Annotated in this window: 16 protein-coding genes, 2 tRNA genes, 1 rRNA gene and 1 pseudogene; 16 read left to right on the top strand and 4 right to left on the bottom strand. The window is 41.2% G+C overall.

Annotation, left to right across the window (positions count from 1 at the left end):
- The 9 genes and pseudogenes from rrf to AB1K91_RS18635 all read left to right on the top strand — a co-directional run.
- Positions 1-99: ribosomal RNA gene (rrf, locus tag AB1K91_RS18675) — 5S ribosomal RNA — on the top strand; the annotation flags it as partial.
- A gap of 31 nt (positions 100-130) precedes the next feature.
- Positions 131-205, top strand: a tRNA-Asn gene (locus tag AB1K91_RS18670).
- Between the two features lie 2 nt (positions 206-207).
- A tRNA-Thr gene (locus tag AB1K91_RS18665) sits at positions 208-280 on the top strand.
- 349 nt (positions 281-629) lie between these two features.
- The gene (locus tag AB1K91_RS18660; RefSeq protein ID WP_413092046.1) at positions 630-1037 is read left to right on the top strand and encodes a hypothetical protein; all 408 of its coding nucleotides are present in this window, start codon (positions 630-632) and stop codon (positions 1035-1037) included.
- Positions 1038-1063: 26 nt separating this feature from the next.
- A pseudogene (locus AB1K91_RS18655) lies at positions 1064-1405 on the top strand (ArpU family phage packaging/lysis transcriptional regulator); the annotation flags it as partial.
- Positions 1406-1562: 157 nt separating this feature from the next.
- Entirely contained in the window at positions 1563-2759 is a 1197-nt protein-coding gene (locus AB1K91_RS18650) for a histidine kinase (protein ID WP_413092045.1), read from the top strand.
- On the top strand, positions 2760-3404 hold the full coding sequence (locus AB1K91_RS18645) for a response regulator (RefSeq protein ID WP_413092043.1): 645 nt from the start codon (positions 2760-2762) through the stop codon (positions 3402-3404).
- 91 nt (positions 3405-3495) lie between these two features.
- Complete coding sequence (locus AB1K91_RS18640) at positions 3496-5688, top strand: MMPL family transporter (protein WP_413092041.1); 2193 nt, start codon at positions 3496-3498, stop codon at positions 5686-5688.
- Positions 5689-5968: 280 nt separating this feature from the next.
- Positions 5969-6823, top strand: coding sequence for a DegV family protein (locus AB1K91_RS18635; protein WP_413092039.1), 855 nt, complete (start codon positions 5969-5971; stop codon positions 6821-6823).
- 1105 nt (positions 6824-7928) lie between these two features.
- Here the strand turns inward: AB1K91_RS18635 and AB1K91_RS18630 are convergent.
- Complete coding sequence (locus AB1K91_RS18630) at positions 7929-8840, bottom strand: AraC family transcriptional regulator (RefSeq protein WP_413092037.1); 912 nt, start codon at positions 8838-8840, stop codon at positions 7929-7931.
- 126 nt (positions 8841-8966) lie between these two features.
- On the opposite strand from AB1K91_RS18630, the gene AB1K91_RS18625 reads away from it, so the two are divergent.
- Together AB1K91_RS18625 and AB1K91_RS18620 are read left to right on the top strand one after the other, a co-directional pair.
- Entirely contained in the window at positions 8967-9215 is a 249-nt protein-coding gene (locus tag AB1K91_RS18625) for an Atu4866 domain-containing protein (RefSeq protein ID WP_413092035.1), read from the top strand.
- A 42-nt stretch (positions 9216-9257) separates the two neighbouring features.
- Positions 9258-9989, top strand: a complete 732-nt coding sequence (locus AB1K91_RS18620) for an SDR family oxidoreductase (protein ID WP_413092033.1) — start codon at positions 9258-9260, stop codon at positions 9987-9989.
- Between the two features lie 395 nt (positions 9990-10384).
- On the opposite strand, the gene AB1K91_RS18615 is transcribed toward AB1K91_RS18620, so the two are convergent.
- From AB1K91_RS18615 to AB1K91_RS18605, 3 genes are read right to left on the bottom strand one after another with little or no spacing between them, the layout of a single operon-like run.
- Positions 10385-12022, bottom strand: coding sequence for an FAD-dependent oxidoreductase (locus tag AB1K91_RS18615; protein WP_413092030.1), 1638 nt, complete (start codon positions 12020-12022; stop codon positions 10385-10387).
- A 12-nt stretch (positions 12023-12034) separates the two neighbouring features.
- Positions 12035-13333: an arsenic transporter gene (locus AB1K91_RS18610; protein WP_413092028.1), complete on the bottom strand. Its 1299-nt coding sequence runs from the start codon at positions 13331-13333 to the stop codon at positions 12035-12037.
- A gap of 17 nt (positions 13334-13350) precedes the next feature.
- A complete protein-coding gene (locus tag AB1K91_RS18605) occupies positions 13351-13686 on the bottom strand; it encodes an ArsR/SmtB family transcription factor (RefSeq protein WP_413092026.1) in 336 nt (111 codons plus the stop codon).
- 129 nt (positions 13687-13815) lie between these two features.
- Here AB1K91_RS18605 and AB1K91_RS18600 point away from each other — a divergent pair, with 129 nt between their 5' ends.
- The 5 genes from AB1K91_RS18600 to AB1K91_RS18580 all read left to right on the top strand — a co-directional run bounded on the left by AB1K91_RS18600 (position 13816) and on the right by AB1K91_RS18580 (position 16948).
- Positions 13816-14136, top strand: coding sequence for an ArsR/SmtB family transcription factor (locus AB1K91_RS18600; protein ID WP_413092024.1), 321 nt, complete (start codon positions 13816-13818; stop codon positions 14134-14136).
- Between the two features lie 15 nt (positions 14137-14151).
- Positions 14152-15423: an NAD(P)-binding domain-containing protein gene (locus AB1K91_RS18595; protein ID WP_413092022.1), complete on the top strand. Its 1272-nt coding sequence runs from the start codon at positions 14152-14154 to the stop codon at positions 15421-15423.
- Entirely contained in the window at positions 15417-15905 is a 489-nt protein-coding gene (locus AB1K91_RS18590; RefSeq protein WP_413092021.1) for a GNAT family N-acetyltransferase, read from the top strand. Before AB1K91_RS18595 ends, AB1K91_RS18590 begins: the two co-directional genes overlap by 7 nt.
- Complete coding sequence (locus tag AB1K91_RS18585; RefSeq protein WP_093727869.1) at positions 15892-16104, top strand: hypothetical protein; 213 nt, start codon at positions 15892-15894, stop codon at positions 16102-16104. The genes AB1K91_RS18590 and AB1K91_RS18585 overlap by 14 nt, the downstream gene beginning before the upstream one ends.
- 127 nt (positions 16105-16231) lie before the next feature.
- Entirely contained in the window at positions 16232-16948 is a 717-nt protein-coding gene (locus AB1K91_RS18580; protein WP_413092019.1) for a YebC/PmpR family DNA-binding transcriptional regulator, read from the top strand.
- The last annotated feature ends 39 nt before the right edge of the window (positions 16949-16987 follow it).

The following is a 16987-nucleotide window of genomic DNA, read 5'->3' as shown; positions in this document are numbered from 1 at the left end:
GAAGAGGTCACACCTGTTCCCATGCCGAACACAGCAGTTAAGCTCTTCAGCGCCGATGGTAGTTGGGTTCGCCCCTGTGAGAGTAGGACACTGCCAGGCAGTTCTTTTTTGTATACATAATTGATATTGATCCACAGTAGCTCAGTGGTAGAGCTATCGGCTGTTAACCGATCGGTCGCAGGTTCGAATCCTGCCTGTGGAGCCATTGCTTCCTTAGCTCAGTCGGTAGAGCACCACCATGGTAAGGTGGGGGTCAGCGGTTCAAGTCCGCTAGGAAGCTTAGAAGAAAAACCCCGGAAACTCAGCGTTTCCGGGGTTTTTTCATGTGTTTCTTTATAATGAATGTGTTGATTTAGAACAAGCAACGACCAAACTCAAGATTTGTGTGCGCGGACGTCTAAAAATGCGTTGCCTGTATCCTTTTCCATCTTCTTTGTATCCAAATATCAAAATACCGAGCGATCTCCACCATATTTATATCTGCAGGTTCTCGAAAGCCTAGCGATTCGTATATCTTCTGAACTTCTTCTTGAAGGTGTGAAAAGTAATAAACCATAATTGCCCCCTAGTAATAACAAAACGGGAATATATGTTCGTATTTTGTTTAAAAATAAAAACTACAAGAAGTAATGTTGTATGATCATAAATTTTCAGTAATAGAAAATCTTTTAAAGAGTGAAAAGGCTGGTAACGTTACTATTCCTAAGGAAATAATGGATGAGTTCAATAAGATTAATAGCATTAACAACATAGAAACAGACAATGATTCAACAGAAACTGATTTTATACCTATAACTAGAAATGATGTATTAAGAATTCTATATGATTCTAATTTGAATAATAAAGACGAAACCTTTTTATTTAGAAGATTTTATAACATTTTGAAAAACCATTATGATATAAAATTGTCCAGAGCTCGAAGAATATTAATGGATTTAACCAATAAAGGTTATGTAGAACGAATTGTAGATGAAAAAATGATAAGATACAAAGTTTCTGAGAAGTTAAGGGATAAATTTAAAAATCATAATGATTAAGAAATATGTAGTTCTACCAGCAAACAAAAGAGGTACAGCAGATAGTTATAAAAGAGCTTAAAGAGTACCGGGCCTTGAAGGTACAGATAGAAAATAGGAAAGAGCAAGAGAAAGAAGGTGTGGTCGGATTATTTCCCACTTTAAGACATGCTGATCGATTGAATGAGATAAAGGTACGACAGATGGACCGGGCGTTGGATGGATCCTTGGACTTTATTGAGCGGCAAACCATAGGGATGAAGTATCTTAATTCAACAGAGATAAATGATTTAAACATATTTATGGAACTGGGTATTACAAAGGCTAAGTATTATCAAAAGAAAAAACAAGCTCTGTTTCGACTAGCAACAGCCTTAGGTATGATATAGGGCTTATACACAAATAATACGACTATCCATAGAAGTAGCGAGATTATTGCAAAGTAAAACTGATAGAAATGTATTGCTGCTCTGCCCGAAAGGGCAAGAAAAAATATTATTAATAATGCATACTAGTAGTAAAATGTCTTGCAGATAGGAGATAGTTATGCAAAATAGCCCGAATTTTCCAGAAGCTACAAAAAGAGAAAACACCAACATGATTGCTGCTCGTATGCCTGGTCTTATATGGATTTTTGTGTCCTATTTGGTTTCTGTCTTATTGCAAATCAATTCTAATGTTTCCATCCTACATTATATATTCTTCACCATTTTAGTTTTTCTGTTTTCTGTGATATATTCACGTTCTCATATATTCTTACCAAAACGAGCATGGATGTATTTTGTAGTGCAAGGAATGATTGTGTATGGTTGCACTTTCTTTATGTATGACCAATATGTATCCATCGTTTTATTATTTCCATTATTGTTAGGACAAGTAATAGGAATGGTCGGGCAAAAGAGATGGATATTTTTTTCTCTGCTTCTCGGCCTGTTTTTCCTAGCCACATTAATTAATGTCCCCAGCGATATTCTACTTCTATTTTTAGGGGTCTCTCTACCTGTGGTACTAATTATTGTTGGATATGCTGCAAACTTCTTTAAGTTGGTGGATGCTAAGAATAAAACCGAGAATTTTCTTGCAGAATTAGAAGCTGCTCATACTAAAGTTGAACAACTAACCATTCATAATGAGCGGCAAAGGATGGCACGGGATTTGCATGATACGCTGGCACAAGGCTTATCGGCATTTAAAATGCAAGCTGAAGCAATCAATGCCCATCTTGCTAAAGGGAACTATGAGAGGGCCCGTGAAATTACGAGGTTAGCAATGGAACAAGCTACTACTGTTCTAGCTGATTCTCGTTTAGTAATAGATAATCTGAGGATGTACACAGACAATACCGATTTAGAACACCATATAGAATCCCAAATTAAACAATTTACAATGGCAACTGGAATCCCTGTGAACTTTGATTATACAATTAGCGAACCAGTTTACCCGAAATTAGTTGAGCATTGTTCTAGAATAGTCAGTGAGTGCCTTCTCAATATAGCTAGATATGCGAAAGCTAGTGAAGTACATGTCATTCTCAAAAAAGAAAGCAATAAGACTATGTCCCTCGAAATAATTGATGACGGAGTTGGCTTCAAGTTAGAATCTGCTCTTCGTAAACCAGGACATTATGGGTTGGTTGGAATTAAAGAACGGACAAGGATTCTCGGTGGAAAGGTGAGTATCTTAAGCAAAGAACTAAAAGGTACAAAAATTAGGATTATCATACCGTTAAAAGGAGATTATTAAATGCCTCATAAAATATTAATAGTAGATGACCATCTTGTTGTTAGAGAAGGACTTAAGTTGTTAATTGAGACAAATGATGATTATGAGACCATTGGAGAGGCAGAGAATGGAATGGAGGCCATTAAACTGGTTGAAGAGTTGAAACCGGATGTAGTCTTAATGGATTTATATATGCCGGTGATGAGTGGGTTAGATGCCATCAAGAAGCTATCCATCAGCCATCCAAACCTTCCTATAATCATATTGACTACTTACAATGAGGACCAATTAATGGCAGAAGGCTTCGATTTAGGAGTGAAAGGTTACTTGTTGAAGGATACTAGCCTCGAATCTTTGTTTCACTCGCTCCGAGCAGCGCTAATGGGAGAAACACTAATTAATTCAGATATGATGGACAGAATTCGTAATTTCAAAAAGCAAGAACAAGCAAAAGTTCATTTATCCCACTTAGAAATTATTACATTGCAAGCAGTTGCGAATGGAAGGAAAAGTAAAGATATTGCTGCTGACTTAGGTGTATCTGAAAGAACGATAAAATCTAGGTTAACAACTATTTTTAATAAGTTGGCGGTAGATTCCAGAGCTGAAGCAGTGGCAGTAGCAATGCATGCAGGTTTAATCACTCTTAAAGATCAAAATAAATAATTTTTTAAAAGACGTGCTGCCCAAAAGTACGTTTTTTCTTTTTTCATCACTTGTTAAATTTAATAGGTAAAAGTTTTGAAAGGAGAATTATATGTCAACGTTGTTATATAGAATTGGAAGCTGGTGTGTGCGTAATAAGAAAAAGGTGCTTTATGGCTGGTGTATTTTAATAGCAGTCATTTTCACAGCGGCACTTTTGCTTAAACCAACTTTTTCAGATGATATGAGTATACCCGGCACTCCATCGGAAAAAGCGATGAAGGTGATAGAGGAGGAGTTTCCTAGCGCACCAGATGCAGGATCGGCTAGAGTGATATTCGAAGCTAAAGAAGACGAAAATCTAATGTCAGAATCTGCACAGAAGACTATTGGAGATGTTTTAAACTCAATCATGAAAGATAAAGAAGTCGACTCCATAGCTAATCCTTATGAAGTACAAACAATTAATGAGGATGGTACTGTTGCCTATGCAGATGTCACCTACAAAGAAGCAGGAGAGGATCTTCCAGAAAACTCACTTGAACATATCCAGAACAGTATAAAAATTGCACAAGATGAGGGTATGCGAGTTGAGTATACTGGTGATATTTTGCCGTTTGAGTTGGAAGTCGGAGGGATTTCTGAAGTAATCGGTATAGCATTGGCATTTATTGTCTTATCTGTGACGTTTGCTTCTTTCCTCATGGCAGGATTGCCAATTCTAACAGCCTTAATGGGATTGCTTACTAGCATAGGCCTCACCTTCATTGGTACAAAGATCTTTGATATCTCTTCTTTTAGTCTATCCTTAACAGTCATGATTGGACTAGCTGTTGGTATAGATTATGCTCTGTTTATTTTCTCTAAACATCGTCAGCAGGTTAGGGATGGAATTGATATAAACGAATCAATTGCAAGAGCCAGTGGAACTGCAGGAGGAGCAGTAGTGTTTGCTGGGTTGACTGTTATTGTAGCTTTGTGTGGATTAAGTGTAGTAGGTATTCCATTTCTTGCGGTAATGGGAATGACTGCTGCTATTAGTGTACTTTTTGCTGTATTAATTTCTATGACAGCAGTACCAGCAGTCCTTGCAGTCTTAGGCAAGCGAATTGATCCAACATATAAAAGAAACCGACTGCTAGGTAGATTTATTAGACGTGGAAATGACGAATCATCCAATAGCTGGGGACGTTTAATTACAAAACATCCTTTAACAATTGGCGTGCTGGGAATTTTATTGCTTTTGGTAATTAGTATTCCGGCACTGGATCTGCGTTTAGGTCTGCCTGATGATGGTATGCAAGCAGAGGAAAAACCTGCACGTCAAGCTTATGACTTGCTAGCAGAAGGTTTTGGGGAAGGTTTTAATGGACCTTTAGTTGCCCTGGTAGATGCATCTGATACAAGTGGGGATCAAAAAGAAGAATTCCAAGAAATTATGGAAGAAATTACTAAATTAGATAATGTTCAAAGTGCCACACCTGCAATACCGAATGAGACAGGTAGATATGCGATTATAAATGTCATACCGGAAACTGGTCCAAATGACGAAAAAACTGCGAACCTAGTTCATGATTTACGTGACATATCAGTTGTGAATTCAAATGGAGAGCATCTTAATTTAAGTATCACAGGTTTAACAGCTATCAATATAGACATTGCAGAAAAGTTGAATGAAGCTATTCCTGTTTTCGCCACGATTATAATCGGATTCGCGTTTATATTATTGTTAGTCGTGTTTCGTTCATTATTGGTACCACTTACTGCAGTGGCAGGATTTCTACTCACAATGACTGCTACGCTTGGCTTCTCAGTATTTGTCCTTCAAAAAGGCAACCTGAGCCAATTATTCGGTATACCGGAGCCGGGACCAATTCTTGCATTCTTGCCCATTTTAGTAATTGGTATTCTGTTTGGATTAGCAATGGACTACCAAGTATTCTTAGTTAGTCGTATGCATGAAGAATATCTTCACACAAGGGATCCAGAGAGATCAATATTGGCGGGTTTGAAATACAGTGGTCCAGTCGTAACAGCAGCAGGATTAATCATGATATTTGTATTTGCTGGGTTTATCTTTGCTGGGGATCCAATGATAAAATCAATTGGTCTGGCTCTAACATTCGGTGTTTTATTTGATGCCTTTATTGTACGTATGACCATTATTCCATCTTTGATGAAAGTTATGGGGCACGCTACGTGGTATTTGCCTAAATGGTTAGATAGGATCATCCCAAATGTAGATATTGAAGGACACAAGCTTCTGAAACAAAAAGAGAAGGAAGATCAAAAACAAAACGATTAAATACTGATACGTAACGGAAAGAGCCAGTTCATCACCGGCTCTTTTTTTCTAAATATCTAAACGAACTCTCATGCTACGTTAGAAATCGTTTTTGCCCGTTTGTACGTTTCTGGTTTCTCTTGTTTGTTTAAAAATAGCAAGTAGGAAAAATTATTAAGATAGCGGTTTCGGAGTGATGGGTTTCAAATTCTCATTCAAGGTTTTAACGTAAATAAACGTTAAATATTAACTGGAATGGCAATATGAAATCAATCATAAATATGGCTAAGGACGTGATTGTATGAGGAAGGTCAAGATTGTAACGGATTCTACAGTTGATTTAGATCTGGAAACATTGAAAAAACACGGTGTGGGAATGGTGCCACTATCTATTATTATAGATGGAGAATCATTTTTAGACAAAATAGAAATGGAACCGCATGAATTCCTCGAACGAATGAGTAAGGCGAAAGATCTCCCAGGAACCTCGCAGCCCTCTGTAGGTGAGTTTCTGGAAATGTATCATCGATTAGGAAATGATGGTAGTGAGATTGTCTCTGTACACATGTCTGGTGAGATGAGCGGTACAGTCCAAGCGGCTAAGGTAGCAGCAAGTATGACCGATGTAAAAGTAACTGTGATAGATTCTATGTTTATTTCTAAAGCACTATCATTCCAAGTAATCGAAGCAGCAATAATGGCTGATGAAGGAAAAGGCGCAATCGAAATTGTTGATAAATTGAGCAATATACAAGCGAAAACACGATTATTGATTGCGATAGATTCACTTGAAAATTTAGTGAAAGGAGGAAGGATTGGTAAAGCTGGAGCTTTTTTGGGCTCTATATTGAAGATTAAACCGATTGCTTCTCTAGAGAACGGGGTCCTTCAGCCTGTGGCAAAAGTGAGAAATCAATCTCAGATTATTAAAGAGCTCCTTACACATATTCTAAAAGATACGAAAGACAAAGAAATTAAAGGTGCAGCAATTGTTCATGCTGGTAATCCAGAATTATCGGGGAAACTGAAAAGTGTTATAAAAGAGAATCTAGGAGCTAGACTAAAAGGAATCACTATAGAGACAACTACACCTGCAATTAGTACACATGCAGGTATAGGATCTATTGCAATTATGTATTACTGGGATGAAAAGTGAGAACTATTGTTGCGCACACTTTAACTCCACAGAAAAATAATATTAAACTAGTAGTACAAAAGTGAAAATTGTGGTGAGCGATTGTCCTACTCAGATTAGCAACAGTACTAGGAATCATCTAGTGCTGTTTATTTGTGTTATGAAATCTTGATACAACCCTACTCTATTTCCTTCAGGATCACTAAAAGTACACCAAGCTGCAGGAACTCCTTCACGTGTATTAACTGGTTCAATTTCTATATGTAGTACGTCTATAATTCTTCTCCTTTCATCTTCTATATTTGGCACACCTATCCTAAAAGGTCCGCTACCAATGGATGGAGTGCCTTTGGCTACCTGTAACCAGGTTCCTTTGAAGATTTCCCATTCTACAAAATCACCATGTGGAACAAAATCTGGTTCTCTCCGAATCCTCCCTAATGCTGCCGTACAGGGTATGAACCATGGTAAGGTGGGGGTCAGCGGTTCAAGTCCGCTAGGAAGCTTAGAAGGAAAAGCCTAGAAATCCAGTGTTTCTAGGCTTTTTTGTGCTTTCTTTTAGTTTTGAAATAGCTTTATAAGTGGGCGACCGTCCAACTGACCGCCCAAACTAGTTTTTTACATGCTCGAACCTTCCAAAATGCAATGCCTGTCCCTGTCTCCATCTTATTCGTAATGTGCATACACCTTATGTCTTAAACGCTCTTGAATACCCTTCATACGAAAGTGACCGATAAAAGACAGTCTCAATTAGCAACAGATGCCGCCCTAATCAGTCTGGTAACTTAGTAGGGAGTCTTTCAGGCCTCTGGAAACAGTAATGAATTGACTGTAAATGTCTCTAATATGTATCAATTTAAGTCGGGCTAGTATATCAAAGTTTCAACAAAGTACGTAGAAGTAAAATAAATCGCATCAAATCAAAAAAGCCTAGAGTGCGAATCTCTAGGCTTTATACTCCTTTATTAACTGGAGTTTTTTGGTGTTTAATAGTATTAAAATTAGAGTTGTAAAAAATGCCCCTCCTTAACAAGTGGGGAAAGCTTAGAGAAAAGTATTAGAGGGTTTTCTCTAATATCAATCAAAGGGGAAGAGTGTTAAACTTGGCTTTCTTTTTTGATATGTACTATACATTATATAAATTCATATTCTCTTTACGATCTATCCCTGGAGGCTTGCCGAACATCTTCTTGTACTCTCTGTTAAAATAAGAAGGACTTTCATAGCCAACTTGAAAGGCAGCGTCAGCAACCCCCATATCTTTCCCGATAATCAAACGCCTTGCTTCATGAAGGCGTAGTGCTCTCTGGTATTGAATCGGAGTCATGGTTGTAACTTGTTTAAAATGATGATATAAAGCTGATGGACTAAGTTTTACTGTTTTAGCTAGTTCATCTATCTTTATTTCATGAGAAAAGTTATTTTTTAAATGATCAAGGGCAGCGGCCACTTCAGATAATTTACTCCCCTTGGCAACGAGGCTTTTTACTGTGTCACCATGCTTTCCCTGCATAATGCGATATAGAATTTCCTTAATGATTAGAGGTGCAAGTATTTCTGTATCTTCAGGGGTATGCAGCAGTGTTACGAGTCTGATAATCGCATCCAGAATAACCTCATCTGTCTTATCTACAAATATTCCTCGCTCGGAAACATCTTTATTAGTGCTGTGTTGCTTATACTCTTTTGAAACCTCTGCAATCTGCATCATGTTAAAATTCAATCTTAGACATAAATAAGGTTCCATCTCACTTGCTTCTAGAATTTCCCCGATAACAGGCAGATCGACTGCTACGATTAAATAATCCCCTTTCTTATAAAAGAAGTCTTTTCCAATAACCGAGATCACTTTTCTTCCTTGAAGAACAATGCACAATGCAGGTTCATGCATAATATGTACAGGCTCCAGCGGCTTGGCAGATCGAATGAATTCCAAACCAGAGATCGGTGTTAGATTCGTCCCCTCCTTGGTAGCAAATGTTGAGACTAGATCTGTAAGTTCCTCTTCTTTCGATTGCAAATGCTCTTTTTGCGACATGGATAATCACTCCTTTTATAAAGTTTTTCGGCTTGGAGAATAGGGCAAGAATTAAAGAAATGCCGGCTACCACTCCATGTTAACTTTCCCGGATACTAACAGTAGAACAGAAAAGGAGCTGATGATATGAAAAAGAACAATCATACTTACGCTGGGCTATGGGTTACTAAAGATAGGTATATCAGGCATGAGCTGTTGCCCGAAGGACGCTATATTGAAGCTCGTGGTGATGTCGAATGCGCTTATACAGGTAATTATCAAATAACAGGTGACCACATTGAATATCAAGATGATACAGGATTCACAGCTGATGGAGATTTCCAAAACGGAATTCTATATCACGCAGGCATGGTCCTGCATCGTGAAAATAGCTAAAGATTCCCTAACGAAAATTAATAAAAAGAGGATGATACAAGGATGAGTATAAAGAATAAAGTTGTTCTTGTCACTGGTGGAAGCAGCGGTATCGGAGCAGCAACTGTTGATTTATTAGCTGAGAATGGTGCTACAGTGATAGCAGCAGCGCGGAGAACAGATAAGTTAGAAACACTCGTATCCACTCTTCACCAAAAAGGATATGATGCAAATTATAAGCAATTGGATGTAACTGACTTTGATCAAATGGAGCATACAGTACAAGAAGTAATAGAAGCATATGGAAAGATCGATGTCATCGTAAATAATGCCGGTGTAATGCCATTATCTACATTGGATTCTCTGAAAATCGCTGAATGGAATCGAATGATTGATGTAAATATCCGTGGTGTCCTGCATGGTATTGGAGCAGTGTTGCCGATAATGAAAGAGCAGAATAGCGGTCATATCGTCAATATAGCTTCAATAGGCGCCTATGAAGTTACTCCGACTGCAGCAGTTTATTGTGCAACCAAATATGCTGTCCGTGCCATCACGGAAGGCTTACGACTGGAAGCAACGAATAATATCCGAACTACTGTTATTGCACCGGGTGTAACGGAATCGGAATTAGCTGATCATATTACCGATAAACAGGCAAGAGAGGCTATGATCGAGTACCGAAGACAAGCGATTCCTGCTTCTGCTATTGCACATGCAATTCTTTATGCAATCTCGCAGCCAGAAGAGGTCGATGTAAGTGAATTAATTGTAAGACCTACTCCTTCATTATAAAAAGAGTCAAATTTTATTTCGTGAAGTATTAGTAAAATTGATAATTAATTAGAAAAGGGCTGAGTATGAAACTCAGCCCTTCCTGGTTATAGCGCTCAGTTTAAGAGCCATTATTATTTCTATTCGTATTTATATAATTCTGTACATCAGTTTTAGCTTGTTCAGTTGATTTTGTAAGATGTTCAATAGTAGTGGTACTTTTTTGTTTCCGACTAACCAAGAGGGCAATTATGATGACTACAGCGAGTATGGCGAAGAGGGTGAGGAATATCATTCATTACCTCCTTTTGAATTTTGGTCGATTATAGCATATGCATGTGACCTCTATGTGTAGATACCAATTACTCCATCGAAAAAATATTCTGCACAAAAAAGATGCCGTAAATGGCATCTTCTTACTTTCGGTACTCTTGATAATTTTTATTTCCGCCGGAAAGATTATATACTTCCTCAAACCCCATATGGCGAAGAATATTCTGTGCAGCATTACCCGAAACACCACTATTGCAATAGCAGAGGATCGGCTTTTTCGGGTCGAGTTCTTTTGCTTTGTTCCTTATCTCTGCCAGAGGGATGTTCACAGCTTCTGGAACGTGTGACTTATCATATTGGGTTTTAGCCCGTGTATCAATGATCTGGAAGGACTCTCCTTTTTCTATCCGGTGCTGCAGTTCTTTTGGTGTAAGCAGTTTATTCTGTTTCTTGATGGCATTATCAAGCGCCATGCCGGTGTACATGACGGGATCTTTTGTCGTGCTGAATGGTGGTGCATAGGCAAGATCCAGGTGGAACAGGTCTTCTGCTTTGGCTCCGAAGGTCATTGCCGTAACAAACACGTCGATGCGCTTGTCCACACCTTCTTCGCCTACTGCCTGGACTCCCAGTAAGCGGCCGGTTGCTCGGTCGGCAATCGCTTTTATGATGATTTCTTTGCCGCCAAGATAAGCAGCGCGGGCAGGTTTGATGTTGTGCAGAGTCTCTATGTCATATCCTTGGGCAAGAGCCTCTCGTTCGTTCAAGCCGGTCTGTCCGACAGCAAGTTCGAATACACGGACAATCCCGGTGCCAAGGATACCGCGGTGAATAGAATCGCCTCCGGTAATGACATCACCCGCAATGCGTCCCATTTTATTCGCTGTCGATCCGAGCGGGCGGTAGAGTGGCTTACCTGTAATGACGGAGAAGCTCTCTGCCACATCTCCGACTGCGTATACATCCGGCAGATTGGTCTGCATCTTTTCATTGACTGCAATTGCTCCAGTTTCTCCAATTTTAACGCCGATTTTTTCGGCCAAAGCTGTATTTGGTTTGACTCCTACAGCTAGGAAGACAAGATCAGAAGCAATCGTATCGTCCTTGGAAGTGGTGATCTCTGTTTCGGTAATGCGGACAGCTTCCTGATCAAGCAGCACATTTACACCATGTGCCTTCAGCGTGTCCGTGATACGATCAGCTATATCTTTATCCAGATGCTTCATCACTTGATTGCTGCGCTGGAGTATGGTTACTTCAATCCCTAGATGGGTGAGCTGTTCGGCCATTTCCAATCCGATATAGCCGGCACCGATGATTGTAGCTGTTTTCGGCTTGCGGGATTCGATGAACTGATCGATTGCACCGGCGTTCTGGATGGTTCGAACGTGGAAGACATGTCCCAGCTCAGTGCCTTCGATATTTGGTGTCAATGGACTGGCACCAGTTGCGAAGACGAGGATATCATACGTATCTGTCAGTGTTTCCCCAGTATCCAGATTTTTTATGGTTAAGGTCTTTGTATCATGATCTATGTCTATGACTTCATGTCTGGTTTGAATATCGACGTTGTAACGTTTCTTGAACCAAGCTGGATCGCGGGGATTCAGTGTCTCCAGATCCTCGACCTCATCTCCTATGAAATAAGGAATGCCACAGACGCTGTAAGATATATCATAATCTCTGTCATAAATGCGGATATCAGCTTCTTCGTTGTTCCGGCGTGCCTTGGCAGCAACTGATGTTCCGGCAGCAACGGAACCGATGATTCGTATTTTCATTGTATCTCTCCTTTAATGGATGATGATTAACCAAATATAAAGTCCAGTCAGTGTTATAAACAGCGTGGGTATCGTTAGAATGATACCAGTCTTGAAATAGGTGCCCCACGGTATTTTGACACCTTTTTGAGAAAGGACGTGGAGCCACAATAAGGTTGCTAATGATCCGATCGGAGTGATTTTCGGACCAAGATCAGAACCGACCACATTTGCATAAATGAGGGCTTCCCGTATCGCTCCTGAAGTGGAAGTATGGGATATGGCAATAGCATCGATCATGACTGTCGGCATATTATTCATCATGGAAGATAGAATGGCTGCGATAAAGCCCATGCCGATCGTTCCGATGAACATACCTTGGTCAGCAACATATTGAATGGCATCGGCGAGTATATCTGTCAAACCGGCATTACGCAATCCATAGACGACGACATACATACCGATGGAGAAGAAGACGATATTCCATGGTGCGCCTTTCACGACGGCTCTTGTTTCGACGGCTGGACTGTGGCGTGCGATCAGCAGGAAGAAGATTGCGATCGCTCCAGCCACGAAAGATACAGGTATATGGAAAAACTCACAAACCATATAGCCGATCACTAATAAAGCAAGTACATACCAAGATAGTTTAAACATTTTTCGGTCTTTAATAGCCGAAGAAGGCTGTTTTACAAAATTCACTTCATAGGTCGAAGGGATGCGTTTACGGAAGAATAAATAAAGTACAAGAATACTTGCTCCCAGGGAAATTAAATTCGGAATAACCATTCGAGATGCATATTCCAGGAAAGTGATGCCGAAGAAATCGGCGGAAACGATATTCACCAAGTTACTAACAATCAACGGCAATGAGGTTGTATCGGCGATGAACCCGCTCGCAATGATGAACGGAAACACCAGTGTTTCATCAAAGCGGAGTGCCCGAACCATCGCCAATACAATCGGTGTCAGGATCAAGGCTGCCCCATCATTGGCGAAGAAGGCGGATACAACAGCACCTAACAGGCAGACGTAAACAAACATTTTCACGCCGTGTCCTTTGGCAGCTGCCGCCATATGTAAAGCGGCCCATTCAAAGAAACCGATGCTGTCCAATATAAGTGAAATTAAAATAATGGCCACAAAAGCCAAGGTAGCATTCCATACGATGGTGGTCACTTCCCATACATCGGAAAAATCGACCACGCCTGCCAGTAAGGCTAGTATAGCTCCGCCACAGGCAGTCCATCCTATATTCAGGTTCTTTGGCTGCCATATAATCAAAATAAGTGTTACAAGAAAGATGGTACAGGCTAAGACTGTTGTCAACATGTGTAATAACTCCCTACTTAACAAGTGATTGCTTCTGCTTTGCTTCGCAGTTTGATGAGCTGTTCATCATTTTCGTCCAACTGTCCGATGATCTGCTCCACTAAAATGCGTTGCTCACAAGCCTCATTAAAGCAATAGTAGCGCCACTGTCCGCGCTTTTTTTCACATACCAGACCCGCTTTTTTATACTTACGCAAGTGCTGGCTCATGGCCGGCTGGCTAACTTCAAACATACCTACCAGCTCGCATACACAATACTCTTTTTCGGTCAGCAGTTTCATTAAAAGCAATCGAGTTGGATCATGAAGGATCTTTAAAGTCTCCGTGATCTTTTCAGTCGATAATCCCAACATCCAATCCCTCCCCTCGAAGCTAGTATATAAGTGAAATGTTATATAAGGCAATCATTATATACTTGAACATCAAAAAAAGTTGATTTATAATCTATATATCAAAAAAAGTTGATTTAAGGAGTGCTTGTGATGAAGGAATGGCAAGATTATGAGCGTATGTTTAAAGCTCTCGCTGATAGTAAACGTCTCGAGCTGTTACATTTACTGGCTCGAACGCCAGAGGAATCTGTTTGTGTTTGTGATCTGACTGAAGCGCTGAATATGGCTCAATCCAAGCTGTCCTATCATATCAAAATCCTGCTGGATGCTGGTCTGATCACAAAGGAAAAGCGGGGGACATGGAATTACTATGGCTTGCAGCATTCAAACTTGAATCATGTTCTGTCCGAAGAATTATGCTGTCTCTTAAGGGGACCAAAAGAAACAGCGGCTCAAGCATGCTGTAAATAATAAGGAGGAGATCTTATGGGAAATGATTTACCTGTCGTTATTATCGGAAGCGGACCGGTGGGCCTTGCCGCAGCTGCACATCTTGCAAAGTATGGCGTGCCATTTCTTATCTTGGAGAAGGGGGAAGCAGCAGGGTCTACTATTAAAGAATGGAAGCATGTCCGTTTATTCTCGCCTTGGGAATATAACATTGACCAAGCAGCTAAGGAGCTGCTTGAGGGGAATGGTTGGCTAATGCCGGATATAACGCAGCTTCCGACTGGAGGCGAACTGGTTGCCAGTTATCTACAACCGCTGGCTGCTTTACCAGAAATCGCTCCATATGTTGTCTATGGTGCAGAAGTAATTGCTGTCACTCGAGAGGGAGTCGATAAGCTGAAAACTGCTGGGAGGGATAAGCTGCCGTTCCTTGTCTATGCTAAATCAGGCGGTAAAACAGCAGCATATCGTGCGAAGGCTGTCATCGATGCAAGCGGGACTTGGCATAACCCGAATCCCCCCTCAGCAGACGGTGTATGGCAGAAAGAGCTTCAAGTACATACAGACATTCCCTCTGCTGCTGAAGATATGGATGCTTTAAAGAATAAGCATATAGCGGTGATCGGCAGCGGTCATTCCGCTTTGCAGACATTGGCTGAGCTTGCCCAGGTAAAGCAGATTCATCCTGATACAGCTATTACTTGGCTGATCCGGCGTGGGAACCCTGCTTCTGCATATGGAGGCAAAGAGAGAGATCAATTGGCTGCAAGAGGCGCATTGGGAATGCACGCGGAGAGCTTGGTTAACAGTGGTGTTATAAATATCAAGCCAGGTTTCCGTACTGATGAGATCACCAATCAGGATAAGCGCCTCCGGATAACCAGTCTGTCTGGAGAAGCGGTTGAAGAAGTGGATGAAATATACGTCAATACAGGTGCTCGGCCTGATTTCAGTTTTTTAAGGGAGATACGATACCAAATTGATCCTGCCATTGAAAGCACGCCTGCCTTGGCACCATTGATCGACCCGAATGTTCACAGTTGCGGGACCGTAAGACCGCATGGTGAAAAGGAACTGCGGCAGCCAGAGCCGAACTTTTATATCGCTGGTGTGAAAAGTTACGGAAGAGCACCGACATTTTTGCTGGCAACCGGATATGAACAAGTACGCTCCATTGTCGCCATGATCGCAGGCGATAAGCAAGCAGCGGAGCAAGTGAAGCTTTCACTGCCGGAGACTGGTGTCTGTTCAACCGACCGTCTTTCTGTACAAACCAGCTGCAGTGAGAAAGGAAGCTGCACATGCTGATACGGATACTGGAACAGCGGGATTGGCCGGCTGTTAAACAGATCTATCAGGATGGCATGGATGGCGGAAATGCTACATTTGAAACAAAGGCTCCTGGCTGGGAAGAGTGGAATAAATCGAAACTGCCATTTGGAAGATTGGTGGCGGATCAAGATGGTATCGTCACAGGATGGGTAGCACTGACACCATATTCGAGCAGAGAGGTATACCGTGGGGTAGCGGACATCAGCATCTATATCCATCCAGCTTATCAAGGTCGCGGGGTGGGCAGGAAACTTATGAAGAAACTGCTGGAAATATGCGATCAGCAGGGCATATGGACAGTCCAAGCAAGTATATTCCCTGAAAATGCAGCTAGCCTGGCACTCCATAAGAGCTGCGGATTCCGGGAGGTCGGAATCCGTGAGCGAATCGGAAAGCTCTGCGGGAGGTGGCGGGATGTCATGCTTTTGGAGAGGAGGATGACCTATGATCCTGAATAAAGGCGGTAAACTAAGTGTGGAATACTTTTTATCTTATTTAGAACTTGTTTCCAATGCCAGGCAATGCAGCACTGCAGAAGTGTATGATATTGTTTTTGACAGACTATTTGACCAGGATGAAACAAAACTTGGGCAAGCTAGCTTCCAAGCATTCAATGATGCATATGAACAGTTCACAAAGAAGCCGGAATCCATATGAGGACCCGGCTTTTTGTAAAGGACCTAAAGTACTCCAGTTTTAGTACCGGACTTTTTGCGTTATAATGGTAATAGCAATCATCATTTCACACACGGTTTTAAAATAGATTGAAAGAGAGTGTTCAGCAATGGGACGTAAATGGAACAATATCAAAGAAAAGAAAGCTTCGAAGGATGCCAACACGAGTCGGATCTATGCGAAGTTCGGTCGGGAAATCTACGTAGTGGCCAAACAAGGCGAGCCGGATCCGGAAGCCAACCAGGCGTTGAAGTTCGTCTTGGAGCGCGCAAAGACATATAACGTACCAAAGGCAATCATCGAGCGTGCGATCGAAAAAGCAAAGGGCGGCGGCGAAGAGAACTACGATGAAATGCGCTATGAAGGTTTCGGTCCTAACGGATCCATGATCATCGTTGATGCACTGACGAACAATGTGAACCGTACTGCGCCGGAGGTTCGTGCTGCATTCGGTAAGAATGGCGGGAACATGGGTGTCAGCGGATCTGTTGCCTACATGTTCGATGCAACTGCAGTAATCGGTATCGAAGGCAGATCCTCTGATGAAGTATTGGAAATCCTGATGGAAGCTGACGTTGATGCACGGGACATCATCGAAGAAGGCGATGCAGTCATCGTTTATGCGGAACCGGATCAATTCCATGTTGTGCAGGAAGCACTTAAACAAGCTGGTATCGAAGAGTTCACGGTAGCTGAGCTTACCATGCTTGCGCAGAACGATATCAACCTTGATCCGGAATCCCAAGAGCAATTCGAGAAGCTGATCGATGCACTGGAAGATCTGGAGGATGTGCAGCAGGTTTATCATAATGTTGATTTAGGTTGAGTCCAGAAACACTTTTTCCTATCGGGAAAAGGTGTTTTT

The sequence above is a fragment of the Terribacillus jepli genome, assembly GCF_047228925.1.
GTDB lineage: Bacteria > Bacillota > Bacilli > Bacillales > Amphibacillaceae > Terribacillus.
Note: the sequence above shows the minus strand (reverse complement) of the source record. Positions and strands in the feature narration are given on the sequence as shown.